Below are 25,607 nucleotides of genomic sequence, written 5' to 3'. Positions count from 1 at the left end.
CGCCAAATCGTTTGCGCCACAGGTAGAAGGAGGCATCACTGAAACCGTGCTTGCGGCACAGCTCCTTGATCGGTGCGCCGGCTGCCGCCTGTTTCAGGAAGCCGATGATCTGTTCGTCGGTAAAACGCTTCTTCATGTCCGTCCTCGTCGTTATGACGGACTCTACTTAGATCAGATTGGCACGGAAACCTGGGGGCAGGTCAGAAGGACACGTTGGTCGCCGCGAAAACGCAGCGTTTCATGGGCGGGGCCAGGGCATTGGTCCAGCCTCTTTGACGCGAAAGAGGCCATCTGAAACGATGGGCTTCGGCGGGACACCTGTTACCCCACTTCAACCAGCCTTCCGCACCACGGAGCGCCTGTGAGCGAGATCGACGCACGCCTTGCCGAGATGGGTTTGACGCTGCCGCCGCCGTTCACGGTGCCGGCCGGGCTGCGCCTGCCGTTCGATCTGGTGCAGGTGGACGGTACGCGCGTGTTCTTCTCCGGGCACGGGCCGCAGGGCGCGGATGGCCAGATGGCGCCGCCATTCGGCAAGCTGGGCGCCGAGCTTTCGGTGGCCGAGGGTTACGCGTCCGCGCGCCTGGTGGCGCTGTCCGTGCTGGCGAGCCTTCAGCGCAGCATTGGTGACTTGAACCGGGTGCGGCGCTGGCATCGCGTCTTCGGCATGGTCAACTCCGCGCCCGGGTTCATCGAGCAGCCAAAGGTGATCAACGGTTTCTCCGACCTGATCATCGCGCTGTACGGGCCGGAGCGGGGCGGGCATACGCGCAGTGCCGTCGGCGTGGCGGCGTTGCCGTTCAATATCCCGGTGGAGATCGAAGGCGAGCTTTCGCTGTTTCCGTAGTGCGTGGTGTTGGCCGCATGCGGGTCGATGATCCGTGGCGGTGCCGATGCATCCCTGGCAACAAAGGAGGTTCCATGAAAGCGCTTATGGCCATGCTGTTGTTCGCGGCTTCCGTGCAGGCTTCATCGGCGCGCGCGGAGGCGGCGACGCCATCGCCCTTGTGGGGGCAATGGGCTGTCGACGTTTCGCGCCTGCCCATGCCGCCACAGGCGCGGCCCAAGAGCGTCACCCTCACTTTCAGCGACGCCGGCCCCGGCAAGCTCACCACGCAGGTCGACATCGTGGACGCGGGCGGCGCCAAGACGCATAGCGTGGGAACCAATCCGCTCGACGGCACCCCGGTACCCGTCAAGGACAACATCGAGGCCGACAGCGCCGCCATGAGCATGCCCGCGCCCAACGTGCTGGTCATGGCGCTCGGCAGGAACGGCGGCCCGGCTTCCACGCGCATCTTTACCGTGGCAAAGGACGGCAAATCCATGGTCGAGATGTCGGCCTTTACCGGCGACAACGGCCTGCCGGCGATGCGTACGCACTACTTCACGAGGGTGAAGTAGTGTATGCGGCGGCTGACAGGCTTGCCGAGGCGGAACCATCGGGCGACTCGCGCATACTTGCGCCGCAAATGCGAGCATGGTTGTGGTCAGTGCATCCACGGGCGCGGCTGGCCGCCTCCAGAACAAGTGTGGCGCAAGGTGGCCACGCTGGTGGGCTGGCAACGTGGTGATGGCGTAATGGCGGCTACAAGCCGCTGCCGGAGGACGTAGCCAATGCTGGCGCGATTTAAGTAGGGCGGTCGGCTTACGAGTTATGTAGTTGTTCTTGCTCGCGAATGATGCGGCCAATGTTAATGGGGAAACGCCGCCGATTGGATGGTAACGCTTCATAGGCAAAAAAGGTTGCAACTATCTCGGTTAATCGGTTGCGCAAAACAGTGCGAAACATTTGATCAACTTTTGCCGTAGTGAATATCTTTCGCTCCGAAATCAACTTCAAGCGAAGACGCTCATTCTCTTGGGCCCGGTAGCCCGGCTGCATTTCCTTTTGGACATAGGTTGCTACGGCAGCGAGGAAGAAATGGCGGCAAGTAGTGAGCGTTAGTTCTTCTCCAAGGGAAGTACTTAACTCGCGATTTGCGACTTCAATGGCCTTGGGCAAGATCTTGTGTCCACCGTCGAGCAATTCCCCGTACAGGGCCACCATGGCTTCGAGTAGACGCCTAGGATGCACGATGCCATTAAAGCCAATGAGCGCCGTAAACGGCGCGGGACGAGACGTGATTTCGATGGCGTCCAGCGCGTTAATTCCGTGGCAAGCGGCCCCTAGGAGCAACATGCGAAAGCGGGAGTGCAGGTTGATTTCTCCTAGCAGAGGCGCGAGGCGCTTCCAATACAGGCACTCAGTTCCACCATTACCATTAGGGCCTGCGATTCCATCGTTATCATGGACGTCGGGTGCGAGCCCGTGCGCTTCGAAGTGGACTATGGGTACATGCCCCGTCGTTTTTAGATCTTCTAGCGCGTCATTAAGTGCTGCAATCACGTCAGCTGCGGATTTACAGGTGTAAAGGACGACTGGGCACTTGTTCCACGGACGGATACGGTTTGCCAATTCCGAGCCGGTTTGGCGTTCTTCTACCGACAACCATTCGATGATAACGACATGGTGTGCGCCGACCGTTGTTCCTTGTTGTCCGCGTTCGCGTTGTCTCCTTGCTTCACCCATAGGTGCCTCACGCGCTATCAGGTAATGGGTTTTCCTTCGAGGCCTTTTCTTCGATACCTTTTATGACGGTGTGCTGCCAACTGGCGAGCTTCGAGCCAAAAAAGATCATTGGTGTAGAGAATGCGAAAGCGACACCTAGCCATATGTCACCACCCCAAAACTTCCATTGAGGCAGCACTGTTGCAGCAACCATGTGTTGTACAAATGCTAGGCCAATTCCGAACATCGCTCGCGCTGGTGGTGAGCCGAGCGTGGCTACCGACGGATATGTGAAAGCGGCTTCAATTTCTTCGGTTTTTTCAATGGTGATGCAGAGGCGAACGAGCATGCTAACGATGGCGTGAGCGATAAGGCCAATGAAGAAGATGGCGAACAAGCATGCCCATCGAACTGAATCACCAGGGGCGGTGATATCTGTAAACGGGAGCTTGATCCGTGCCGATGGTGGCAGATAGGCGCTGGCCACGATAAGAACGAACCACACGCCGAGTAGCTTGTGCAGCATGTCCAAGCATTTCTTTGCATTATCCATGAGTGGCTCGGTCATTCCATGCTTTCCCTCGTGTGTTCTTTGGTCGGCTTTCCCGGTGGGCTTTGGAAGTCATCCTCGCAGCCTAGCCACGGGTGCAGCTTAGGCAATGGCGTCGCTATTGAGCGTATGGGAGCCGACTTTATTGGGCCCCGTGACGAACGCTTCTCATAAGAACAGGCCCCGCCCGTGATCGCGGAAGGCTTGCCAATCGAGAAAGGCAGGGGTGTTAGCGGGCGTGCTCTGCCGAACGCGATGTAGCACTCAGGGAACTTGCGCCGGTCCCACGGTGAACGAGCCTGCACCGCCGCTGCCACTCCTAGGCGCAGCCCATCGTCCTGGCGGACATTCTCTGGGCGTGCGTTGGTTAAGGCGTGTTCGTTTTTACGAAGTGGTACAAACAGGGGGCACACAGAGCCTAGCGCAACGGGGCGGCCATTTGCCAGAAGTTGGGCCACATGGTCGGCAAGCGTTGATGGCTGCACACCGCATGCATCTTCGGATGACCACCAAGCGAATCGGCTATCAGAGACGGTGGGTACAGCACCCACATCTGCGGCGACGACAGCAAGGAGATTGGGCTGCATGGTGGTTCCCCTGGATGGTCAGGGAAACTCTACCGATAGGGGAGGGGCGACGGAACACGGCACCCATCGAGGGGAGACCGTTTCGGGATGAATTTCCGTACCGATATCCGTACAAAGAAATAGGCCACCTTGGTAGGTGGCCTAAGTCGTTAATTCTTATGGTGGGCGATGCAAGGATCGAACTTGCGACACCTGCCGTGTGAAGGCAGTGCTCTACCGCTGAGCTAATCGCCCGCCGAGCGCGCAAATATACGGGGTGTGGGGGGGGTGGGTCAAGCCTCCGGGCCAAAAAAAGTCCCAGGGATGGCAGTTGATTGAAAGGTGAACCGGTACAATGCTCGGCTTTTCAGCTATCGGCCCTCCGTCCATGGACTTTCTGACCCACCAGCTCGACCACATCCTCGGGTCCCTGCACCGGTTCGAGTTGACGCCCTGGAAGATGGTGGGCTTCCTCGGCTCGGTGATGTTCACCAGCCGCTGGTTCGTGCAGCTGTACTACACGCGCAAGCTCAAGCGCGTGGTGATGCCCTTGTCGTTCTGGTGGCTGTCGGTGATCGGCAGCGCGCTGCTGCTGTCCTACTTCATCTTCGGCAAGAACGACTCGGTGGGCATCCTGTCGAATTTCTTCCCGTCCTTTGTCTCGGTGTACAACCTGGTCGTGCATATGCGCGAGATGAAGCGGCGGTCGCTGGTGGAGAGTGAGGTTTGAGGGGCTGTTCGATATCTCGCGCGGACGCTCAACTTCCTTACCGTCATTCCCGCGAAGGCGGGACAAGCGCAACGCGCGCAGAACGCCCGTAGGGCGGCCCCGAAGGGGCGAGCGAAGCGAGTCATCCAGCGTCTTTACGTAGTGCGGGAAGGCCAAAAGGCACTGGATTCCCGCTTTCGCGGGAATGACGGTGAGGGATACAGGCGTTTGCGCGAGGTTTGGGCCGGAGTGCGGTCCCAGACCACCGGGTGCAGGCATAGTGCAGTAACCATGCAAGCGCGGCTTGAGCGCCTCAATCCGGATCGTAATCCAGATTGGGTGCCAGCCAGCGTTCCGCTTCCTCGCGCGTCCAGCCCTTGCGCTTGGCGTAGTCGTCCACCTGTTCGCGGGTGAGGCGGCCCACCACGAAGTACTGGCTGTCCGGGTGGGAGAAGTACCAGCCGGACACGGCGGCGGTGGGAAACATGGCGAAGCTGTCGGTGAGTTCGATGCCGGTGTGGCGGGTGGCGTCGAGCAGCTGGAACAGCGTGCCTTTTTCGGTGTGGTCCGGGCAGGCCGGATAGCCCGGGGCAGGGCGGATGCCGCGGTATTTCTCGTCGATCAGCGATGCGTTGTCCAGCGATTCGTCCGGCGCGTAGCCCCAGAACTCGCGGCGCACGCGTTCGTGCATGCGCTCGGCGAAGGCTTCGGCCAGGCGATCGGCCAGGGCCTTCAGCAGGATGGCAGAATAGTCGTCGTGCGCCGCTTCGAAGCGGGCCACGTGTTCGTCGATGCCGATGCCGGCGGTGACGGCGAAGCCGCCGATCCAGTCCTGCTTGTTGGCGGGTTTTGGGGCGATGAAGTCGCTAAGGCAGAAATCGGGGCGGTCCGTTGGTTTGTCGACCTGCTGACGCAGGTGGTGGAGCGTGACCGTCTTGCCGCCGTCCAGCGGCACGACGACATCGTCCCCCGTGGACGCAGCCGGCCAGAAACCGATCACGCCGCGCGCGGTCAGCCATTTTTCGGTGATGAGCTGGTCCAGCATCGCCTGCGCGTCCTTGTACAGCTCGGTGGCCTGCTTGCCGACGATTTCGTCGGTGAGGATGGCGGGGAAATGGCCGGCCAGTTCCCAGGCGTTGAAGAAGGGCGACCAGTCGATGTACCCGCGCAGTTCGGCGAGATCGTAGTCGTCGAACACGGTGATGCCGGGCTGCTTGGGCTGCGGCGGTTCGTAGCCGGCCCAATCGGTGGTGAAGCGCTGCGCGCGCGCCTTGTCCAGCGGAACCAGCGGCTTGCCGCCGCTGCGATTGCGATGGCGTTCGCGCACTTCGGCGTAGTCGGCCTTGACCTTGGCGATGAAGTTGTCGACCAGCTCCTTGCTCACCAGCGACTGCGCCACGCCCACGGCGCGCGAGGCGTCCTTCACCCATACGGTGGGAGACTTGTAGTGCGGCTCGATCTTCAGCGCGGTGTGCGCGCGCGAGGTGGTGGCGCCGCCGATCATCAGCGGAATGGTGAAGTTCTGGCGCTGCATTTCGCGCGCGACCTGGCTCATTTCCTCCAGCGACGGGGTGATGAGGCCGGAGAGGCCGATGATGTCGGCGTTCTCGGCGATGGCCGTCTCCAGGATTTTCTGCGTGGGCACCATCACGCCCAGATCGATCACGTCGAAGTTGTTGCAGCGGAGCACCACGCCGACGATGTTCTTGCCGATGTCGTGCACGTCGCCCTTCACGGTGGCCATGACGATCTTGCCGTTAGATTTGCCGGCATCGCCGGTGCGCGCCTTTTCCTCCTCGATGAAGGGGATGAGGTGCGCCACGGCCTTTTTCATCACGCGGGCGGATTTCACCACCTGCGGCAGGAACATCTTGCCGGCGCCGAACAGGTCGCCGACCACGTTCATGCCGTCCATCAGCGGGCCTTCGATGACGTCGAGCGGGCGAGCGGATTCCAGGCGCGCGGTTTCGGTGTCTTCCACCACGTACTGGTCGATGCCGTGCACCAGTGCGTGGCTGAGGCGTTCGCGCACCGGCTTGTCGCGCCAGGCGAGGTTCTCGGCGACGGCTTCGCCTTTCTTCGCTTTGTAGTTGTCGGCGATTTCCAGCAGGCGCTCGGTGGCGTCGGCGCGGCGGTTGAGCACCACGTCCTCGACGCGCTCGCGCAGTTCCTCGGGCAGGTCGTCGTAGATCATCAACGCGCCGGCGTTGACGATGCCCATATCCATGCCCGCCCTGATGGCGTGATAGAGGAACACGGAGTGGATCGCCTCGCGCACCACGTTGTTGCCGCGGAACGAGAACGACACGTTCGACACGCCGCCCGACACGTGCGAGTCGGGGAAGCGGCGCTTGAGTTCGCGGGTGGCTTCGATGAAATCCACCGCGTAGTTGTTGTGTTCCTCGATGCCGGTGGCGATGGCGAAGATGTTGGGGTCGAAGATGATGTCTTCGGGTGGGAAATCGAGCCGGGTGGTGAGCAGCTCGAAGGCGCGGGCGCAGATTTCCACCTTGCGCTCGCAGGTGTCGGCCTGGCCCTGTTCGTCGAAGGCCATCACCACCACGGCGGCGCCGTATTGCTGGACCTTGCGCGCGTGCTCGAGGAAGAGTTCTTCGCCTTCCTTCATCGAGATGGAGTTGACGATGCCCTTGCCCTGCAGGCAGCGCAGGCCGGCTTCGATCACGCTCCATTTGGAGGAATCCACCATCACCGGCACGCGGGCGATGTCGGGCTCGGCGGCGATCAGGTTGAGGAAGCGCGTCATGGCGGCTTCCGAATCGATCAGGCCCTCGTCCATGTTGACGTCGATGATCTGCGCGCCGCTGGCGACCTGCTGGCGCGCGACGTCCACGGCTTCCTCGTAGCGCTCTTCCTTGATGAGCTTGCGGAACTGCGCGGAGCCGGTGACGTTGGTGCGTTCGCCGACGTTGACGAACAGCAGGCCCGGCGTGATGACCAGCGGTTCAAGGCCGGAGAGTCGGGTGTAGCGGGGCATCATGCGTTGTCCTCCTCTCCGTGGAGGGGAGAGGATTGATGTGGGGGCGTGGGGCGGGCGGCAAGGCTGAGTAGTGCGAGGGTGAGGCAAGATTGGCCCCTCACCCCGGCCCTCTCCCCGGAGGGGAGAGGGAGCGTCATGCGGCCTCCTTCGCTTGGGCAGGCAAAGTGCGCGGCGCGACATCGCGCACCGCCTCCGCAATCGCCTTGATATGCGCGGGCGTGGTGCCGCAGCAGCCGCCGACCATGTTGAGCAGGCCGTCGCGGGCGAAGCCGCCGATCACGGCGGCCATCTGTTCGGGTGTTTCGTCGTATTCGCCGAAGGCATTGGGCAGGCCGGCGTTCGGGTGCGTGCTGACGAAGCAGGTGGCGGTGTTGGCCAGCACCTGCACGTGCGGGCGCAGGTCTGCCGCGCCCAGCGCGCAGTTGAGGCCCACGGAGATCGGCCGCGCGTGCTGCACGGAGTAGTAGAAGGCTTCCGCCGTCTGGCCGGAGAGCGTGCGGCCGGAGCGGTCGGTGATGGTGCCGGAGATCATCACCGGCAGGCGCGCACCGCGCTCGCGGAACAGCTCGCTGATGGCGAACAGTGCCGCCTTGGCGTTGAGCGTGTCGAAGATGGTCTCGACCATGAGGAGGTCGGCGCCGCCATCGATCAGGCCGGCGGCGGACTCGGTGTAATTGGTCACCAGTTCTTCGAAGGTGACGTTGCGGAAGCCCGGATCATTGACATCCGGCGACAGCGAGGCGGTGCGGCTGGTGGGGCCGAGCACGCCGATGACGAAGCGCGGCTTGTCCGGCGTCTTCGCCTCGAACGCATCGCAGGCGGCGCGGGCGAGGCGGGCGCCTTCGCGGTTCAACTCATACGCGAGGTGTTCCAGGTGGTAATCGGCCTGACTGATGCGCGTGGAGTTGAAGGTGTTGGTTTCGATCAGGTCCGCGCCGGCTTCGAGGTAGGCCTCGTGCACGCCACGGATGATGTCCGGCGTGGTCAGCGTGAGCAGGTCGTTGTTGCCCTTGAGGTCACAGCCGCCGGGATGGTCGTGCGCATGCGTGCTGTCGTGGCCATCGGCGAAGCGCTCGCCGCGGAAGGCGGTTTCGTCGAGTTGATGGCCCTGCAGCATGGTGCCCATGCCGCCGTCGATGACGAGGATGCGTTCGCGCAGCCCTTTTTCCAGCAGGGCGACCCGTTCGGGATGGAGCCAGGGCAGGGTACTCATGGCGTTCTCCTTACTTCTTGCGGGCGAGCAGGCTGATCACTTCGAAATGGGGCGCCTTGCGCTCGCGGCTCAGGCGCGTACAGCTCAGGGCTTCCAGGCCAGCCTTCTTGGCGAAGCCGGTCAGTTCGTCGTGGGAGAAGCCGAGGTTGCGGTGATCGAACGGCTCCACCACGGCGCGGTGGTCGTGCTTGCCCAGCGTCACGGTCAGCAGGCGGCCGCCGCTGCGCAGCACACGCGCGGCCTCGGCAACGGCCTTGGCCGGGTGTTCGGCGTAGGTAAGGGCGTGCAGCATCAGCACAAGGTCGAAACGGCGTTCGCCCAGCTCGAGCGCATGCATGTCGCCCTTGAGCACTTCGACATTGCCGAAGGGTTTCAAGCGCTGCGCCGCCGCTTCCACCACGCGCTCGCTGCTGTCCACGCAGACGATGGAATGGGCGTGCGGGGCCAGCAGTTCGGCGGTGATGCCGTCGCCGGAGGCGATGTCGAGCACGTCGCCGGTTTCCAGCAGCTGCAGCAGCGAGCGGGCGAGGGTTTCCCAGGTGCGGCCTGGCGAGTAATGGCGCTCCATGTCGCCGGCGACGGTGTCGGCCCAGCCTTCCTCGCTGGCACGCTGGGCGAGCACGCCGGGCAGGCGTTCGGCGTCCTCGCGCAGCAGGGCGTCGTCGATGTTGTCGCGCAGGGATTTGAGCAGCACCTGCAGGTGCTCGTCGGTTTCGGCGTTGGCGCGGTAATAGGCGGACACGCCGGCCCGGCGGTCGCGTACCAGCTCCGCTTCCTTCAGCTTGGCCAGATGGGTGGACACGCGCGGCTGCGCCAGGTGCAGCACCGCGGCCAGCTCCGCCACGGTCAGTTCCTCGCGTTCGAGCAGGGCGAGCAGGCGCACCCGGGTGGGGTCCGCCAGCAGGCGCAGCACGCTGGAGGCGGTAGCCAGGTCCATGGGTATCCTTGTATCGCGATGCAGAGATACTTAAGGCTAGGACCGGCTGGGTTCCTAGTCAAGAAGCTAGGAGTGAGTGAAGAGGAGTGAGAAAACAGAGGTTGGCTCTCTCTCACTTCTCACTCCTCTTTACTCACTCCTCGCTCCTTGCTGCATCCGCACAGAGGTATCCGCATCGCACGGGCTAAAATGGAGGGCTTCCCTGATCCCCCTTGGAGTCTTTCATGGATTTCCGTTTTACCGACGACCAGTTGTCCATCCAGGCCATTGCCCGCGATTTCGCGCAGAAGCGCATCGTGCCGGTGGCGGCGGAGCTGGACGAGAAGGGGGAGTTCCCGTTGGACAACATCCGCGAGATGGGCCAATTGGGCCTGATGGGCATCGAGGTGCCCACGGAGTACGGCGGCGCGGGCATGGACCCGATTGCCTATGTGCTGGCGATGATCGAGATCGCCTCGGCCGACGCGGCCACCGCCACCATCATGTCGGTGAACAATTCGCTGTTCTGCACCGGCATCCTCAAGCACGGCACGGAGGAGCAGAAGCAGAAGTATGTGCGCGCCATCGCCCAGGGCGAGGCCATCGGCGCGTATGCGCTCACCGAGCCGCAGTCCGGTTCGGATGCCTCCGCCATGCACACGCGCGCCACCAGGAACGCCAACGGCGACTGGGTGATCAACGGCAAGAAGAGCTGGATCACCTCCGGCATGGTCGCGCGCTACATCATCCTGTTCGCCATCACCACGCCGGGCATCGGCGCCAAGGGCGTGTCGGCCTTCATCATCGATACCCAGCTGCCCGGTTTCCATGCGGGCAAGAGCGAGCCGAAGTTGGGCATCCGCGCCTCGGCCACCTGCGAAATCGAATTCACCGATTACGTGTGCCCGAAGGAAAACCTGCTGGGCGAGGAAGGCAAGGGCTTCGCCATGGGCATGAGCCTGCTCGACGCGGGCCGCATCGGCATCGCTTCGCAGGCGGTGGGCATTGCACGCGCGGCCTACGACGCGTCGGTGCAGTGGTCGCGCGACCGCAAGGCCTTCGGCCAGCCCATCGGCAGCTTCCAGATGACCCAGGCGAAGATTGCCGACATGAAGTGCAAGCTGGACGCCGCCATGCTGCTGACGCTGCGCGCCGCCTGGACCAAGGGGGAGGCGGAGAAGAACGGCGGCCGCTTCGGCACCGAGGCTTCCATCGCCAAGCTCACCGCGTCGGAAGCGGCCATGTGGATTTCCCACCAGGCCGTGCAGATCCACGGCGGCATGGGTTATTCCCGCGAAATGCCGCTGGAGCGCTACTTCCGCGATGCCAAGATCACCGAGATCTACGAAGGCACCAGCGAGATCCAGCGCATCGTGATCGCGCGCGCCGAAACCGGCCTGCGCTGAGTGAGCCCGACCCAGCCCCCGGCCCGCGCCGGGGGTTTTTCTTTGCGTTCCCGCTTGCCGGAGCGGACGAAGGCGGTTGACGCCTTTCGGAACAATCGCAAATACTTGCGATCAACCAGGGATTCGGTACCCCCTCCGGCCAAGGACGGCCCCTGACTCTCGCGCGGCTTCGTCCCGCCACGTCGGGAACTGACCGAACACGGCGACGTCCACTTCATCCGCGCCCGTTCCCGGAACGAGATCGGAGGCCGCAAAACGCTGGCAACAGGCGTTCTTCCGCGCTGGCGCACACCGCCCCACAGCACGGCACGATGGTTGCTTCGGGCTGGGAATACCAAGCCACGCGCCGCGAGCCGCCCATGTCAGAAACCATCGAGAAGCTGGAAGAAGAGGGCATGGTCTACAAGACCCTGCTCGAGTCCACCAAGGCCATTCCCTGGCGCATCCAGTGGGACACCTTGTCGTTTTCCTACATCGGCCCGCAGATCGAAGAACTGCTGGGCTGGGCGCCCGACAGCTGGGTCAGCGTGCAGGACTGGGCCGACCGCATCCATCCGGAAGACCGCGACTGGGCGGTGAATTTCTGCGTGGCGCAGTCCAAGGCCGGCGTGGACCACGAGGCCGACTACCGCGCGCTGTGCAAGGACGGCGGCTACGTGTGGATCCGCGACGTGGTCCACGTGGTGCGCAAGGCCGATGGCAGCGTGGATGCGCTGGTCGGCTTCATGTTCGACATCAGCGAGCGCAAGCGCACGGAGCAACGGCTGCTGGAGCTGCAACGCGAGCTGGAGACGTTGTCCTTCAAGGATGGCCTCACCGGCATCGCCAATCGCCGCCGCTTCGACACGGTGTTCCAGGAAGAGTGGGACGGCGCGCGGCGCAGCGGACGGCCGCTGTCGCTGCTCGTGCTCGATATCGACTACTTCAAGCAGTACAACGATCACTACGGCCACGTGCAGGGCGATTACTGCCTGAAGGTGGTGGCCAAGACGCTGGAGAAGGCGATACGCGGCCCGCGCGATTTTCTCGCGCGCTTCGGCGGCGAGGAGTTCGTGCTCGTGCTGCCCGACACTGATGCCGCCACCGCCGCGCAGGTGGCCGAGCGTTGCCACGAGCTGATCCGCACCGAGTGGATTCCGCACGAGCGCTCGTTGGCCGGCATGGCGCTGACCCTGAGCATCGGCGCGGGCACGGTGGTGCCCATGGCGCTGGACGAGCGGCAGGCTTTTCTCGAACTGGTGGACCGGCGGCTGTATTCGGCAAAGCTGCGCGGGCGCAACACCACGGTGAGCGGCGAACAGTGAGCCCGCTTCGCCGCGCCGTTGCGGCGCACGGAGCCAAAGAAAAAGCCCCGGTCTTTCGACCGGGGCTTTTCGTTGAACGACCGGTGGACCCGGATCACGCGCCGCGGCGCGGATCCGAATCGAACGGCTGCATCGGGCCCTGCGTGCCGCCGCCGCTTGCGTCGGTGGCTGCGCCGCCGTGGGCCTGGCGGATCGTGTGCGATGCCTCGTCCAGCTTGTCGCCCAGCAGGCGACGCACCGTGACGTAGAACACCGGGATCAGCAGCAGGCCGAGGAAGGTGGCGAACATCATGCCGCCGATCACGCCCGTGCCGATGGAGTGACGCGAGTTGGCGCCCGCACCAGTGGAGATGGCCAGCGGGAACACACCCAGGATGAACGCCATCGACGTCATCAGGATGGGGCGCAGTCGCAGGCGCGAAGCCGTGACCACTGCCTGGAACAGCGACTGGCCAGCCTGCTGCTGCTCCACCGCGAATTCCACGATCAGGATCGCGTTCTTCGCCGCCAGACCGATCACCGTGATCAGGCCGATCTTGAAGTACATGTCGTTCGGCAAGCCGCGCAACATGGAGAACACCACCGTACCCAGCAGGCCCAGCGGCACCACCAGCAGCACGGCGACCGGGATCGACCAGCTCTCGTACAGCGCGGCAAGGCAGAGGAACACGATGACGATGGACAGCACCATCAGCAGCGTGGCCGAGTTGCCGGCCAGGATTTCCTGGTACGACTGACCCGTCCAGTCCGCGCCGAAGCCCTTGGGCAGGTCGTTGTCCACGATGCCCTGCAGCGCGGCCATGGCCTGGCCGGTGGAGAAGCCCGGGGCTTCGTTACCCACGATTTCCACCGCGGCGTAGCCGTTGTAGCGGGTCAGCGCCGGCGAGCCCATGTCCCAGTTGGTCTTCACCACGCTGGAGATCGGGATCATGTTGTACGGGTTGACCGTGGCCGCGTAGGTGGACGAACTGCTCGAACCCGGCGACAGGCTGCTGGGCGTGTAGATGTGCTGCAGCGCTTCCGGGCCCATGCGGTAGGCCTGGTCCGCCTGCAGGTACACGCGCTTCACGCGGCCGCCGTAGACGAAGTCGTTCACATACACCGGCGCCAGCATCATCTGGATGGCGGTGTACACGTCGCTCACCGACAGGCCCATGGCCTGCGCCTGCACGCGGTCCACCTTCATGTCCCACTGCGGGGCATCGGGCAGCGAGTTGGGGCGAACGCCGAACAGCGCGTGGTTGTCCTTGGCCTTGCCGACCACGGTGCCCATGGCCTGCATCAGCTCGCCATGCGACTGGCCGGCACGCGCCTGCAGGTACATGTCGATGCCGCCGAACTGGCTGAGGCCGCGGATGGTGGGCAGGTTGACCACGAAGATCTGCGCGTCGCGGATGCCGTGCAGCACGCCGTTCGCCTTCAGGATCCAGTCGTCGGCCGTGATCGAGCGCTCCTTCCAGTCCTTCAACTTGATGAAGGCCATGCCGGTGCTTTCGCTCTGGCCGATGAAGCTGAAGCCGCTGATCTGGTACATGCCGACGATGTCGTCCTGCAGCGGGCTCTGCTTCACGCGCTCGCGCATTTCGGCCATCACCTCTTCCGTGCGGTGCAGGGTGGCGCCCGGCGGCAGGTTGACGATGGCGAGGGCGAAGCCCTGGTCTTCATTGGGCACGAAGCTGGTGGGCAGCTTGGTGTACAGGAAGCCAGCCAGCGCCGCGACCACCACGAACACCATCATCCAGCGCGGTGCATGGCGCGCCGCACTGCCGATGTGGCCGCTGTAGGTGTGCGTGACGCGATCGAAGAGATCGTTGAACTTGCGGTAGACGATGTTCTTCTTGTGGTCGTGCACCGGCTTGAGGATGGTGGCGCACAGCGCCGGCGTGAACGACAGCGCGAGGAACGCCGAGAAGCCCATCGACACGGCGATGGTCAGCGCGAACTGCTTGTAGATCACGCCCGACGCGCCCGGCTGCAGGGCCGAGGGCACGAACACCGCCGCAAGCACCACGGTGATGGCCACCACCGCGCCGGTGATCTGGCCCATCGCCTTGCGCGTGGCTTCCTTGGGGGAGAGGTGCTCCTCGGTCATGATGCGTTCGACGTTCTCGATCACCACGATCGCGTCGTCCACCACGATGCCGATGGCCAGCACCATGCCGAACAGGGTCAGCTGGTTGACGGTGAAGCCCAGGGCCACCAGGCCGATGAAGGTGCCCAGCAGCGCCACCGGAATCACCAGGGTGGGGATCACCGTGGCACGGAAGTTCTGCAGGAAGATCAGCATCACCAGGAAGACCAGGATGATGGCCTCCACCAGCGTGTGCACCACTTCCTCGATCGAGATCTTCACGAACGGGGTGGTGTCGTACGGTGCGAACCAGGTGACGCCTTCGGGGAAGTCCCTGGACAGTTCGGCCATCTTGGCCTTCACCGCGTCGGCCACGTCCAGCGCGTTGGCGCCCGGCAGCAGCTGCACGCCGAGACCGCCCACCTGCTGGCCGTTCCACGTCGCGGCCAGGCCGTAGCTCTGCGGGCCGAAGTCGATGCGGGCCACGTCGCTCAGCTTGACCACCGTGCCGTCGCTGTTGGCGCGCAGGATGATGTTGCCGAACTCCTCGGGCGAGGAGAAACGGCCCTCGGCCGACACCGTGGCGGTGAAGCCCTGGTCCTTCGGCGACGGGTCGGCGCCCAGCGAACCGGCGGCGAACTGCACGTTCTGCGCGGCCACGGCCGAGTAGACCTGGCTGGCGGCCAGGCCGTAGCCCTGCAGCTTGTCCGGGTTCAGCCAGATGCGCACGCCGTACTCGGCGCCGATCAGGCGGGTGTTGCCCACGCCCGGGATGCGGCCCACCTGGTCGGCCACCTGCGAGGCGATGATGTCGGCCAGGCGGTTGCCGTCGATGTCCGGGTTGCTGGACACCAGGGACACGAACATCAGGAAGTCAGGGTTGCTCTTGGCCACCACCACGCCCTGCTGGGTCACGGCGGTCGGCAAGCGCGGCTGGGCCAGCTGCACCTTGTTCTGCACCTGCACCTGGGCGATGTCCGGGTCGGTGCCCGTTTCGAAGCTCAGGGTGATGGTGGAGGTGCCGTTGGAGTTGGACGAGGAGCTGAAGTACAGCAGATGGTCGATGCCCGTGAGCTGCTGCTCGATCACCTGGGTGACGTTCTTCTCCATCGTATCGGCGTTGGCGCCCGGGTAGGTCGCCGACACCACCACCTGCGGCGGCGCGATGTTCGGGTACGACTCGATACCCATGTTCAACACGGAAATGGTGCCCACCAGTGTGATCAGGATGGCCACCACCCACGCGAAGATGGGACGGTCAATAAAGAAACTCGGCATGTCGGTGGGCTCCCTTACTGCTTACCGGCAGCCGCGCCAGCCTGGCCCGCCTGCGCGCCCTTCTTCTGGTCGGGCTGGTAGGGCGTGGCCTTGGCCGGCTTGCCGGGCTGCACAGCCTGCAGGCCGGACACGATCACCTGGTCGCCGGCGCTCAGGCCGCTGGTGACGATCCAGTTGCCGTTGGCCATGTTGTCGGCCTTGACGTTCTTGCGCGCCACGTTGCCATTGGACTCGACCACCAGCGCGTACGCGCCCACCACGTCGCGCAGCACGGCCGCCTGCGGCACCAGGAACACGTTGTGCTGCTCGCCCAGGTTGGCGGTGATGGTGACGTAGGCGCCCGGCAGCAGCCGGCGCTGCGGGTTGGGCAGCTGGGCGCGCAGGTTCACCGCACCCGTGGTCGGGTCGACCGTGGCGCCGGAGAAGTCAAGCGTGCCGGCCTGGTCGTACTTGCTGCCGTCGGGCAGGGTGACCTGCACGGTGGTCTTGTTCTGGTCCGACAGCGACACATTGCCCGCCGACTGCGCGGCGCGCAGGCGATCGAGGTCGGCGGAGCTGACGGTGAAGTTCACATAGAGTGGATCGAGCTGGTCCACCGTGGTCAGCAGGGTGGAGCTGGAGCCCGCGTCGGCGGCGCCGTTGCCGACGATGGCACCCTCGGTGACCTGCTGCTGGCCGGCGCGGCCGTCGATGGGCGAGGTCACGCGGGTGTAGCTCAGGTTGATCTTGGCGTTTTCCACCGCGGCCTGCAGCTGCTTCACCGAGGCGGCGCTGCTGCGCTCGTTGGCTTCGGCGGCGTCCAAGTCGGACTGCGAGATGAAGTTCTGCGGACGCAGCTTGCGGTAGCGCTCGGCCAGGTTGTGATAGTTCACATAGGTGGCCTGGCCGGCGGCCAGGTTGGCCTGGGCCGAGTTCACCGCGGCCTGGTACACGGCCGGGTCGATCTCGAACAGCACCTGGCCCTGCTTGACGTCCGTGCCTTCCTGGTAGACGCGCTTGAGCAGCACGCCCGAGACGCGGGCGCGCACGTCCGCGCTGCGGAAGGCCGACACGCGGCCCACCAGGTCCTTGGTCAGCGGCGTGCTCTGGGCCTGGACCTTCACCACGCCGACTTCCGGCGGCGGCATCTGCGGCGGGCCTTGTTCCTTGCCTTTGCCACAGGCGGCCAGTGAGAGCAGGCCAAGGCACAGCAGGGGTGTGCGCAATGACGTGGACTTCATGTGGGCTCCATTCTTTTCTTTAATGTGGTCGGGGATGCAGCACGTCGTGGCCTCTCCGGGCAACGACAAATCAATGGCTTGCGACGAACACACAGCGGCCCCGCAGGTCCGCATTCCCCGGGAAACCGGGAGAAATCAGGACGGGCGGGGCCCGGAAGCCGTGGCTCGTTCAGGCAAGGCGAGCTTGGACTATACCGTACAGTTTACAATTTGTAGAGCCACCCTCGCCACGCTGGGCGGGCACTCCGGGCCGCCCTGGCGCGTTTCTCGGGATGAGCTGAGATCCGATTGCTGTACCCCTTGGTGGATCGCCGGGTACTAATTTTGGCTGAATTCCGTGAAGGAAGGGTGTCGGTGTTCATGACGCCCCGGAAGTGGTGCGGCGGGGATGGTGCCAGCCCACGGCGGCGATGGCCTGTGCCGATCGTCCGGTTGCGCGTCCTGCTCGCTTGCTTGCAACGCCCCGTCACCGGTATGCGCGTGTTTCCATTGGTCGCCCGTGCTTGGCGATGAACCGATTTCATCTGCTGCAGCGCAACGTTTTGATGACGGCAACGTCGTGACATACGCCCAGGTACTGCATGGGCCGGTGATGAAGGTCGCGTCCGCCGATGCGCAGGCAACACACGAGCGCCGCAAGTGTTTCGATGGAAGGCGGGTGTTTCCGCTGCGTGCCGGCTGTCACGCCGTTGTCGCGAAAACACCCTCGCATGGCCTTTGCTGCACAGGCGTCATGTCCTGCCGCTGGCTGAAGTTCGCCGTTCACAAAGGTGGATTAGGCATGACGCGAGGCGTATCCTTTTGAGGCTTTTTTAGCCTCATTCCGTCTCCCCAAAACAGTAGATGCCATGAACGCGATTCGTGCGGCCAGCAACAGCTCTTTCCCCACTGTTGTTCTCGAAGAACTGAAAAGCGGATTTCCCACGGTGCGCCTTGATGAGGCGCAATTTTTTATCAGCGCTTTCTTCTCGCGCATCGCCGACGGCGACCTCGAGCTGCACACCGCCCGCGAGTGGGCCGCGCTGATCGCCGACCTGCTCCAGTTCATGCAGCAGCGCAAGCCCGGCCACGCCGCCGTACGCGTGGTCAACCCGGAAACCGGCCACGCGGGCCGCAGCTACATCGAGGTCGTCACCGACGACATGCCCTTCCTGGTCGACACCGTCAGCATGGTCGCGGCCGAGAACCTGCAGATCCACGCGGTGATCCATCCGGTGGTGGAGGTGTCGCGCGACGCCTCCGGCAAGCTGCTGAAGATCGGCGCCGCCGACGGCCAGCCCGAATCGGTGATGCATTTCGAAGTGGACCGCGTGGCGAACGACGAGGAGCTGGCCAGGCTCAAGGCCCGCCTCGAAGGCGCGCTGGAAGACGTGCGCGTCGCCGTGGCCGACTGGAAGAAGATGCGCGACCAAGCTCTGGCCATCGCCGCCGACCTGCCTTCGCGCCAGTTGCCGATCGACGCTGCCTCGGTGAAGGAAGCCTCGGAATTCCTGCGCTGGCTCGCCGACGACAACTTCACCTTCCTCGGCTACCGCGAATACGAAGTCACCGAAGCCGACGGCGAGGAAGTGCTGCGCGCCAACGAAACCTCCGGCGCCGGCATCCTGCACAAGAGCGAGCGCTCGCTGGCGCCGCGCTCGCTGCGTTCGCTGGTGGCCAGCGACCTGCCGCAGTCCGGCTCCACCGACGCCATCATCCTCACCAAGACCAATGCGCGCTCGCACGCGCACCGTCCGGGCTACATGGATTACGTGGGCGTGCTCAAGTTCGACGCCAACGGCAAGCCGGTGGCCGAGCAGCGCTTCCTGGGCCTGTTCTCCTCCAATGCATACATGGCGCGCCCGCAGGACGTGCCGCTGGTGCGCCAGAAGGTCGAGTACGTGATGGAGCGCTCCGGCCTCAAGCGCGACTCGCATTCGGGCAAGGCGCTGCGCCACATCCTGGAAACGCTGCCGCGCGACGAGCTGTTCCAGAGCAGCGACGAGGAACTGTTCAACACCGCGATGGGCACGCTGGAACTGCGCCAGCGCGCACGCACGCGCATCTTCGTGCGCCGCGACCGCTACGGCCGCTTCGTGACCTGCTTGGTGTACGTCCCGCGCGAACGCTTCAACACCACGGTGCGCGAGCGCATCGAGGCGATGCTGAAGGAGTCGATGCGCGGCGAGAGCCTGGATTCGTCCGTGCTGATGGGCGAGGCCGCGCTGGTGCGCCTGCACGTGGTGGTGCGCCCGAAGATCGGCGACCAGGTGCAGTACGACACCGCGGAGCTTGAGAAGGGCGTGGCCGCCATCGTGCGCAACTGGCACGACGACGTGCGCGACGAGCTGGTGCGCACGCTGGGCGACCATGACGGCGTGGTGCTGGCCAACCGCTATGCCAAGGCCATGCCCGCCGGCTACATGGAGGACGTGTCCCCGGTCGTGGCCGCGCAGGACGTGCACCAGCTGTCGCTGCTCAAGGGCGACGACGCGGTGCGCATGTCGTTCTACCATCCGGCCTCCCGTCCGGAAGAACTGCGCTTCAAGATCTACCGCAGCGGCGGCGACATCGCCCTGTCCGAAGTGCTGCCGCAGCTGGAGAACCTGGGCCTGCGCGTGCTCACCGAGCACCTGTACGACATCCGCGTCGGCGACGCCCAGCTCTACATTCAGGACTTCGAAGTGCAGACCGCCGGCAGCCTCGCTTTCAGCGTGGAGCAGGTGGGCACGCTGTTCGAGGACGCCTTCGAGCAGATCTGGCGCGGCAATGCCGAGAACGACGGCTTCAACCGCCTCGTGCTGGGCGCCAAGCTGAGCTGGCGCCAGGTCGCCATGCTGCGCAGCTACTGCAAGTACCTGCTGCAGACCGGCGTGGCCTTCTCGCAGTCGTACATGGAAGACGCGTTCAACCGCTACCCGGCCATCGCCGGCCTGCTGGTGGAAATGTTCCTGGCCAAGTTCGATCCGCGCCGCGAGACGCTGTCGGCCGACGAGCTCAAGCGCGCCGGCGACATGCTGCGCGGCGAGATGCAGGTGCTGATCCCCGAGTCGCTGCGCCATGCGCATCCGGCCCTCATCGACGGCCTGGTGGGCGCGCTCTCCAAGCCGCGCGACGAGCAGATCACGGTGATCGAGGAGGCCATCGGCACGCTGCTGGAAACCGTGTCCAGCCTGGACGACGACCGCATCTTGCGCAGCTTCGTGGCGCTGATCCGCGGCACGCTGCGCACCAGCTTCTTCCAGCAGTGGAACGGCCAGTACCGCAGCTACATCAGCTTCAAGTTCGACTCGCACCGCGTGCCAGAGCTGCCCAAGCCGGTGCCGTACCGCGAGATCTTCGTGTGCGCGCCGCGCGTGGAAGGCATCCACCTGCGCTTCGGCCCGGTGGCGCGTGGCGGCCTGCGCTGGTCCGACCGCCGCGAGGACTTCCGCACGGAAGTGCTGGGCCTGGTGAAGGCGCAGATGGTGAAGAACACCGTGATCGTGCCGGTGGGCTCCAAGGGCGGTTTCTACGTCAAGCGCCCGCCCGTCAACGGCGACCGCGACGCGCAGCTGGCCGAGGGCATCGCCTGCTACCGCATGTTCATTAGCGGCCTGCTCGACATCACCGACAACCTGCTCGAAGGCAAGGTGGTGCCGCCGCACGACGTGGTGCGCCATGACAACGACGATCCGTACCTGGTGGTGGCGGCCGACAAGGGCACGGCCACGTTCTCCGACATCGCCAACGCCATCTCGGTCGAGCACGGCTTCTGGCTGGGCGACGCCTTCGCCTCGGGCGGTTCCAACGGCTACGACCACAAGGGCATGGGCATCACCGCCAAGGGTGCGTGGGAGTCGGTCAAGCGCCACTTCCGCGCGCTGGGCCGCGACAGCCAGTCGCAGGACTTCACCTGCGTGGGCATCGGCGATATGTCCGGCGACGTGTTCGGCAACGGCATGCTGCTGTCGCGCCACATCAAGCTGGTCGCCGCGTTCGACCATCGCCACATCTTCCTCGACCCGACGCCGGACGTGGAGCGTTCGTTCGCGGAGCGCGAGCGCATGTTCAAGCTGCCGCGCTCGAGCTGGGACGACTACAACAAGTCGCTGATCTCCGCCGGCGGCGGCGTGTATCCGCGCACCTTGAAGTCGATCCCGATCTCGCCGGAAGTGCGCGCCGTGCTCGGCATCAAGCCGGACGTTACCCAGCTGGCTCCGAACGAACTGCTCAGCGCCATCCTGAAGGCGCCGGTGGACCTGCTGTGGAACGGCGGCATCGGCACCTACGTGAAGTCCAGCGCCGAAACCCATGCCGACGTGGGCGACCGCGCCAACAACGCGCTGCGCGTGAACGGCGCGGAGCTACGCTGCAAGGTGGTGGGCGAGGGCGGCAACCTGGGCTTCACCCAGAAGGGCCGCATCGAAGCCGCGCAGCATGGCGTGCTGCTCAACACCGACTTCATCGACAACTCGGCCGGCGTGGACACCTCCGACCATGAGGTGAACATCAAGATCCTGCTCGGCGACGCCGTGCAGCGCAACGAGCTCACGCTCGACCAGCGCAACACGCTGCTCGCCAGCATGACCGACGAAGTCGGCCAGCTGGTGCTGTGGGACAACTACCGCCAGAACCAGGCCATCACCCTGATGGAGCACCAGTCGGTGCACCGCATCGGCTCCATGGCGCACTTCATCCGCCAGCTGGAATCGGAAGGCCTGCTCGACCGGCAGGTGGAAAACCTGCCCAGCGAAGCGGAGCTGACCGAGCGCAAGACGCGCGGGATCGGCATGACGCGTCCGGAGCTTTCCGTGCTGCTGTCGTACGACAAGATCAAGCTGTTCCAGCAGCTGCTCGACTCGGACGTGCCGGAAGACCCGTACCTGTCCAAGGAACTGGTGCGCTATTTCCCCGAGCCGCTGCACGCCAAGTACGCCGAGCACATGCAGCGCCACCGCCTGAAGCGCGAAATCATCGCCACGGCCGTGACCAACTCCACCATCAACCGCATGGGCGCCACCTTCATGATGCGCATGCAGGAAGACACGGGGCAGGGGCCGGCGGCCATCGCCAAGGCGTACACCGCCGCGCGTGAAATCCTCGACGCACGCGAACTGTGGGCGCAGATCGAAGCACTGGACGGCAAGGTGGCGGAAGCCACCCAGATCGACGCCATCCTGCAGATCTGGTCGCTGCTGCGCCACACCACGCGCTGGCTGCTGAACCGTCCGGGCGGCACGCTGGAAATCGCCGCCAACGTGGAGCGCTACCAGGCCGGCGTCACCGAGCTGCGTGCGGCCCTGCCCAACGTGCTCACCGAGACGGGCAAGCAGGAATTCGCCACCAGCCAGGAGAAGTGGGAGGGCCTCGGCATGCCGGGCGAACTCGCCCTGCGCCTGGCGCGCCTGCCGGAACTGCGCGCCATGCTCGACATCGTCGAGGTGGCCCAGCAGAGCGGCCAGCCGATCGCCAAGGTGGCCAGCGTGTTCTACGAACTGGGCGAGGCGCTGGACCTGGAATGGCTGCGCAGCCAGATCGAAGCGCTGCCGGTCGAGGGTGCATGGCACGCGCAGGCACGCGGTTCGCTGCTGGACGAGCTCAACCACCAGCATCGCGCGCTGGCCCTGCAGGTGCTCTCGCTCACGGGCGCATCGAAGGACATCTCGCCAGTGCAGGCATGGCTGCAGCGCGACGACGCCACGCTGAAGTACACCCGCAACATGCTGGCGGAAATCCTGACCCAGAACGCGGACTACCCGATCGCCTCAGTCGCAGTCCGTCGCCTGGCCCAGCTGGCGCAGGTGCCGGTGAACCAGTAAACGCGCTGCGTTTGCGGGTATCGGCAAAGGGGTGGCGCATGGCGCCGCCCCTTTTTTTGGTCAATCAAGCGGTGTCCTGGACATCGCTTGCAAGTATCGAATCACGGGAATTTCTTGGTAGCGTCGCCATGGATGACCGTGGGCGTGGAAAGCAGCGGCGTTCCGAAGGAGGTGAATATGAAACGGAAATGGCTTCCGTTGCTGTCCCATACCGCCGCGAAAGTCGCCGTGGCTCCGGGTTGCTGCAGATTCAATGTACCGGTGCAATCAGGATTGACGACATAGGTACCGGTGAAATTGTTGGTATTGATCGTGCCGGCCAGGCTGGCCGTGCTGGTGCCGGACACATTACCCGCCGCATCCAGATTGATTTGTCCCACCGACGCCCGGTTGATGACACCGCCGAGGGCGGGAATGATCGATCCGTCGTCGGACGCCGCATAACTGCCGGCCACCAGCGCCGGCGAACATGTCTGTGCGCTGGCCGGCATCGTTGCCGCTATGCCTGCCAGGAAAACGGAAGCAAGAGCAGCCAGAAGCTTCACGGATGAGCTAGTGCGTTGCATAAGCGTACTCCTCAACGGTTTGCATGCTTGGATGGGTTTGCCCGCGAATCGCCCAGGTTTTTGCGGATACGCGCGATGACGAGTGGCGCACATCATGCTGTGCGCCACGCCATGGCCTGGGAGCGATTCGGTGGCGATTTTAAAAATCGCTCCTTGTGAAACCGTGAAAAATAAGCTCCGTGTCCGGAGAAAAAGAGCAAAGCGAATGCCGATGTTTTCCTCGCGAAAAACGGCTCGATTCGAATGGCGCTGTTTAAGAGCCGGCGCTTTGTTGCGGATTTACCTGGAGTGTTTATTCGTCCAGTGCCTGCGATGTTTGAGAACGCGGCCAACCGTGCCGCGTACGTTTTCCTATCGGCGCTGGGTATATGTGCGCGGTGCCTCTAGGTATTAGTCCCTTCGATATTTTTTTGCGTGCACCGATGATTCCTTCGGCGGGGACCGGCGGGCCTACCCCTCGCGGGGCGCCCGGCCATGCCGGGCCCTGTCCCGGAGCGCAAACCGTAGCTGTTATGCTCAGGGCCCCTGTCAGGTGATGGCTCTGCCCTATGCGCTTTGCTTTTGTCGCCAGCGAGACCAACGTGGCCCAGCAGGCTCGCCGCAAGTTTGTCGATCGCTATGGCGACATGCCGCCGGAGGAGGCCGACGTCATCGTGGCCCTGGGCGGCGACGGCTTCATGCTGCGCACGCTGCACGCCTATCGCGCCCTGCCGGCGCCGGTGTATGGCATGAAGCTGGGGCGCGTCGGCTTCCTGATGAACAAGCACCGGCTGGACGAACTGGAGGAACGCATCTCCCGCGCCCATGCCGCCGTGCTGTACCCACTGGAGATGCGCACCGTTGACGCGCACGGCGAAGTGCATCATGCGCTCGCCTTCAACGAAGTCTCCCTGCTGCGCCAGAGCAACCAGGCCGCCCACCTGGAGGTCAAACTCAACGACACGGTGAAGCTGCAGAACCTCGTGTGCGACGGCATCCTGGTCTCCACGCCGGCCGGCTCCACCGCGTACAACCTTTCCGCGCACGGCCCGATCCTGCCGCTGGACGCCAACGTGCTGGCGCTCACCCCCATCAGCCCGTTCCGTCCGCGTCGCTGGCGCGGCGCCATCCTGCCGCACCGCACCCTGGTGACGCTGCGCGTGCTCGATCCCGGCAAGCGCCCGGTGAGCGCCACGGCGGATTATCACGAGGTGCGCGACATCCGCGAAGTCGAGATCCGCCAGTCGCAAGGGCAGGGCGTGCGCCTGCTGTTCGACCCGGAGCACAATCTGGAACAGCGCATTCTGGATGAGCAATTCGCTCAAGACTGAAGAGCAGGAGCGAGAAAATAGTAGTGAGAAGTGAGAGAAGGGCGAAGAGCGAAGGCTTGAAGTAGCCGGCTTTTCTCTCGTTCCTCGCTCCTCTTGACTCACTCCTCGCCTTAAGGGCAGGAGTGAGAAAATAGTAGCGAGAAGTGAGAGAAGAGCTTGGGCCGCCGGCCTTTCTCTCGTTTCTCACTCCTCTTAACTCACTCCTCGCCTTTTGCGCTAGATTCCCCACCATGAGCCGCCCCAAGACCGACGTCCACGATCCCGCCTCCGCCGGCGACAATCGCCTGGTGGTGGCCATTTCCTCGCGTGCCCTGTTCGACCTGGGCGACAGCCACGAGCTGTTCGAGCATCAGGGGCTGGATGCGTATCGCGCGTTCCAGATCGAGCACGAGAACGAGATACTCAAGCCCGGCGTGGCGTTTCCGCTGGTGCAGAAGCTGCTGGGCCTGAACAAGCTGGCGGGCGACGTGCCGCCGGTGGAGGTGATCCTGCTGTCGCGCAATTCGGGCGACACGGGGTTGCGCATCTTCAACGCGATCCAGCATTACGGGCTGGAGATCAGCCGCGCCGCGTTCACCAGCGGGGCGCCGACCTCTGATTACATCGCGCCGTTCAAGGCCGACCTGTTCCTTTCCGCCAATGCCGAGGACGTGGGCCGCGCGCTCGCCGCGGGCGTCGCGGCGGCCACCATTCTTCCCTCGACGGCGCCGCCGCGCGCCACCGAGCAGTTGCGCATCGCCTTCGACGGCGACGCCGTGATCTTCGGCGACGAGGGCGAACGCGTGTCGCGCGAGGAAGGCCTGGAAGCCTTCCATCGCAGCGAACGCGAACTGGTCAACGAGCCGCTGTCGGTGGGACCCTTCCGTGGCTTTCTCACCGCCGTGCACCGCCTGCAGGCGGCCTTCCCGGCGGAGGATTCGCCCATCCGCACCGCGTTGGTCACCGCGCGTTCGGCGCCGGCGCACAAGCGCGTAATTCTCACCTTGCGCCGCTGGGGCGTGCGCATCGATGAGGCGCTGTTCCTGGGCGGGCGCGACAAGGGCCCGTTCCTCGACGCGTTCGGCGCGGACATCTTCTTCGACGACTCACCGGCCAACGTGGAATCGGCGCGCAAGCATGTGGCGACCGGGCACGTACCGCATGGCGTGTCCAATCGCTGAGCGTGGCGA

At 64.5% G+C, this 25,607-nt stretch carries 18 protein-coding genes and 1 tRNA gene; 9 read left to right on the top strand and 10 right to left on the bottom strand.

Going from position 1 to position 25,607, the window contains the following annotated elements; all coding sequences use genetic code 11:
* Nucleotides 1–136 (bottom strand): transposase (locus tag BDW41_RS02860; RefSeq protein ID WP_146217291.1); only part of this gene is annotated, 136 nt, incomplete at its 3' end.
* Nucleotides 137–361: 225 nt separating this feature from the next.
* Here BDW41_RS02860 and BDW41_RS02855 point away from each other — a divergent pair.
* Together BDW41_RS02855 and BDW41_RS02850 are read left to right on the top strand one after the other, a co-directional pair.
* On the top strand, nt 362–847 hold the full coding sequence (locus BDW41_RS02855) for a RidA family protein (protein WP_074546991.1): 486 nt from the start codon (nt 362–364) through the stop codon (nt 845–847).
* A 74-nt stretch (nt 848–921) separates the two neighbouring features.
* Nucleotides 922–1,404, top strand: coding sequence for a hypothetical protein (locus tag BDW41_RS02850; RefSeq protein WP_074546992.1), 483 nt, complete (start codon nt 922–924; stop codon nt 1,402–1,404).
* Between the two features lie 244 nt (nt 1,405–1,648).
* Here the strand turns inward: BDW41_RS02850 and BDW41_RS22900 are convergent, their stop codons facing one another.
* The 3 genes from BDW41_RS22900 to BDW41_RS02835 all read right to left on the bottom strand — a co-directional run bounded on the left by BDW41_RS22900 (nt 1,649) and on the right by BDW41_RS02835 (nt 3,922).
* Nucleotides 1,649–2,572 carry a hypothetical protein gene (locus BDW41_RS22900; RefSeq protein WP_146217290.1) on the bottom strand — a complete coding sequence of 308 codons (924 nt, stop codon included), beginning with the start codon at nt 2,570–2,572 and terminating at the stop codon, nt 1,649–1,651.
* A 7-nt stretch (nt 2,573–2,579) separates the two neighbouring features.
* Entirely contained in the window at nt 2,580–3,119 is a 540-nt protein-coding gene (locus BDW41_RS02840) for a hypothetical protein (protein ID WP_074546994.1), read from the bottom strand.
* 728 nt (nt 3,120–3,847) lie between these two features.
* Nucleotides 3,848–3,922, bottom strand: a tRNA-Val gene (locus tag BDW41_RS02835).
* Nucleotides 3,923–4,055: 133 nt separating this feature from the next.
* On the opposite strand from BDW41_RS02835, the gene BDW41_RS02830 reads away from it, so the two are divergent.
* Nucleotides 4,056–4,397 (top strand): lipid-A-disaccharide synthase N-terminal domain-containing protein, encoded by a 342-nt coding sequence (locus BDW41_RS02830; protein ID WP_074546995.1) that lies wholly within the window; start codon nt 4,056–4,058, stop codon nt 4,395–4,397.
* 292 nt (nt 4,398–4,689) lie between these two features.
* On the opposite strand, the gene metH is transcribed toward BDW41_RS02830, so the two are convergent.
* The 3 genes from metH to BDW41_RS02815 all read right to left on the bottom strand — a co-directional run bounded on the left by metH (nt 4,690) and on the right by BDW41_RS02815 (nt 9,524).
* Nucleotides 4,690–7,374 (bottom strand): methionine synthase, encoded by a 2,685-nt coding sequence (metH, locus tag BDW41_RS02825; RefSeq protein ID WP_074546996.1) that lies wholly within the window; start codon nt 7,372–7,374, stop codon nt 4,690–4,692.
* Between the two features lie 133 nt (nt 7,375–7,507).
* A complete protein-coding gene (locus tag BDW41_RS02820; RefSeq protein ID WP_074546997.1) occupies nt 7,508–8,587 on the bottom strand; it encodes a homocysteine S-methyltransferase family protein in 1,080 nt (359 codons plus the stop codon).
* 10 nt (nt 8,588–8,597) lie between these two features.
* The gene (locus BDW41_RS02815) at nt 8,598–9,524 is read right to left on the bottom strand and encodes a metalloregulator ArsR/SmtB family transcription factor (protein ID WP_074546998.1); all 927 of its coding nucleotides are present in this window, start codon (nt 9,522–9,524) and stop codon (nt 8,598–8,600) included.
* 224 nt (nt 9,525–9,748) lie between these two features.
* Here BDW41_RS02815 and BDW41_RS02810 point away from each other — a divergent pair, with 224 nt between their 5' ends.
* Nucleotides 9,749–10,909 (top strand): acyl-CoA dehydrogenase family protein, encoded by a 1,161-nt coding sequence (locus tag BDW41_RS02810; protein WP_074546999.1) that lies wholly within the window; start codon nt 9,749–9,751, stop codon nt 10,907–10,909.
* A 359-nt stretch (nt 10,910–11,268) separates the two neighbouring features.
* A complete protein-coding gene (locus BDW41_RS02805; RefSeq protein WP_074547313.1) occupies nt 11,269–12,213 on the top strand; it encodes a sensor domain-containing diguanylate cyclase in 945 nt (314 codons plus the stop codon).
* Between the two features lie 94 nt (nt 12,214–12,307).
* Here BDW41_RS02805 and BDW41_RS02800 read toward each other — a convergent pair whose 3' ends face one another.
* Both BDW41_RS02800 and BDW41_RS02795 read right to left on the bottom strand, forming a co-directional pair.
* Entirely contained in the window at nt 12,308–15,562 is a 3,255-nt protein-coding gene (locus tag BDW41_RS02800) for a multidrug efflux RND transporter permease subunit (RefSeq protein WP_074547000.1), read from the bottom strand.
* Nucleotides 15,563–15,576: 14 nt separating this feature from the next.
* Nucleotides 15,577–16,782 carry an efflux RND transporter periplasmic adaptor subunit gene (locus BDW41_RS02795; RefSeq protein ID WP_074547001.1) on the bottom strand — a complete coding sequence of 402 codons (1,206 nt, stop codon included), beginning with the start codon at nt 16,780–16,782 and terminating at the stop codon, nt 15,577–15,579.
* Nucleotides 16,783–17,281: 499 nt separating this feature from the next.
* Between BDW41_RS02795 and BDW41_RS22895 the strand changes: the two genes are divergently transcribed.
* Together BDW41_RS22895 and BDW41_RS02790 are read left to right on the top strand one after the other, a co-directional pair.
* Complete coding sequence (locus BDW41_RS22895) at nt 17,282–17,587, top strand: hypothetical protein (RefSeq protein WP_146217289.1); 306 nt, start codon at nt 17,282–17,284, stop codon at nt 17,585–17,587.
* 43 nt (nt 17,588–17,630) lie between these two features.
* Entirely contained in the window at nt 17,631–22,562 is a 4,932-nt protein-coding gene (locus tag BDW41_RS02790; protein ID WP_074547002.1) for an NAD-glutamate dehydrogenase domain-containing protein, read from the top strand.
* A 101-nt stretch (nt 22,563–22,663) separates the two neighbouring features.
* On the opposite strand, the gene BDW41_RS02785 is transcribed toward BDW41_RS02790, so the two are convergent.
* Entirely contained in the window at nt 22,664–23,128 is a 465-nt protein-coding gene (locus tag BDW41_RS02785) for a hypothetical protein (RefSeq protein ID WP_146217288.1), read from the bottom strand.
* A gap of 548 nt (nt 23,129–23,676) precedes the next feature.
* On the opposite strand from BDW41_RS02785, the gene BDW41_RS02780 reads away from it, so the two are divergent.
* Both BDW41_RS02780 and BDW41_RS02775 read left to right on the top strand, forming a co-directional pair.
* Nucleotides 23,677–24,438: an NAD kinase gene (locus tag BDW41_RS02780; protein WP_074547004.1), complete on the top strand. Its 762-nt coding sequence runs from the start codon at nt 23,677–23,679 to the stop codon at nt 24,436–24,438.
* Nucleotides 24,439–24,668: 230 nt separating this feature from the next.
* Nucleotides 24,669–25,598 carry a 5'-nucleotidase gene (locus BDW41_RS02775; protein WP_074547005.1) on the top strand — a complete coding sequence of 310 codons (930 nt, stop codon included), beginning with the start codon at nt 24,669–24,671 and terminating at the stop codon, nt 25,596–25,598.
* The last annotated feature ends 9 nt before the right edge of the window (nt 25,599–25,607 follow it).

Origin of the sequence: Dyella sp. AtDHG13 (assembly GCF_003201105.1) — a bacterium.
GTDB classification, from domain to species: domain Bacteria; phylum Pseudomonadota; class Gammaproteobacteria; order Xanthomonadales; family Rhodanobacteraceae; genus Dyella; species Dyella jiangningensis_B.
Note: the sequence above shows the minus strand (reverse complement) of the source record. Positions and strands in the feature narration are given on the sequence as shown.

Coding starts and splice junctions, on each gene's coding strand:
- BDW41_RS02850 (WP_074546992.1), top strand. CDS start 922: ATGAAAGCGCTTATGGCCATGCTGTTGTTCGCGGCTTCCGTGCAGGCT.
- BDW41_RS22900 (WP_146217290.1), bottom strand. CDS start 2,572: ATGGGTGAAGCAAGGAGACAACGCGAACGCGGACAACAAGGAACAACG.
- BDW41_RS02840 (WP_074546994.1), bottom strand. CDS start 3,119: ATGACCGAGCCACTCATGGATAATGCAAAGAAATGCTTGGACATGCTG.
- BDW41_RS02830 (WP_074546995.1), top strand. CDS start 4,056: ATGGACTTTCTGACCCACCAGCTCGACCACATCCTCGGGTCCCTGCAC.
- metH (WP_074546996.1), bottom strand. CDS start 7,374: ATGATGCCCCGCTACACCCGACTCTCCGGCCTTGAACCGCTGGTCATC.
- BDW41_RS02820 (WP_074546997.1), bottom strand. CDS start 8,587: ATGAGTACCCTGCCCTGGCTCCATCCCGAACGGGTCGCCCTGCTGGAA.
- BDW41_RS02815 (WP_074546998.1), bottom strand. CDS start 9,524: ATGGACCTGGCTACCGCCTCCAGCGTGCTGCGCCTGCTGGCGGACCCC.
- BDW41_RS02810 (WP_074546999.1), top strand. CDS start 9,749: ATGGATTTCCGTTTTACCGACGACCAGTTGTCCATCCAGGCCATTGCC.
- BDW41_RS02805 (WP_074547313.1), top strand. CDS start 11,269: ATGTCAGAAACCATCGAGAAGCTGGAAGAAGAGGGCATGGTCTACAAG.
- BDW41_RS02800 (WP_074547000.1), bottom strand. CDS start 15,562: ATGCCGAGTTTCTTTATTGACCGTCCCATCTTCGCGTGGGTGGTGGCC.
- BDW41_RS02795 (WP_074547001.1), bottom strand. CDS start 16,782: ATGAAGTCCACGTCATTGCGCACACCCCTGCTGTGCCTTGGCCTGCTC.
- BDW41_RS02790 (WP_074547002.1), top strand. CDS start 17,631: ATGAACGCGATTCGTGCGGCCAGCAACAGCTCTTTCCCCACTGTTGTT.
- BDW41_RS02785 (WP_146217288.1), bottom strand. CDS start 23,128: ATGCAACGCACTAGCTCATCCGTGAAGCTTCTGGCTGCTCTTGCTTCC.
- BDW41_RS02780 (WP_074547004.1), top strand. CDS start 23,677: ATGCGCTTTGCTTTTGTCGCCAGCGAGACCAACGTGGCCCAGCAGGCT.
- BDW41_RS02775 (WP_074547005.1), top strand. CDS start 24,669: ATGAGCCGCCCCAAGACCGACGTCCACGATCCCGCCTCCGCCGGCGAC.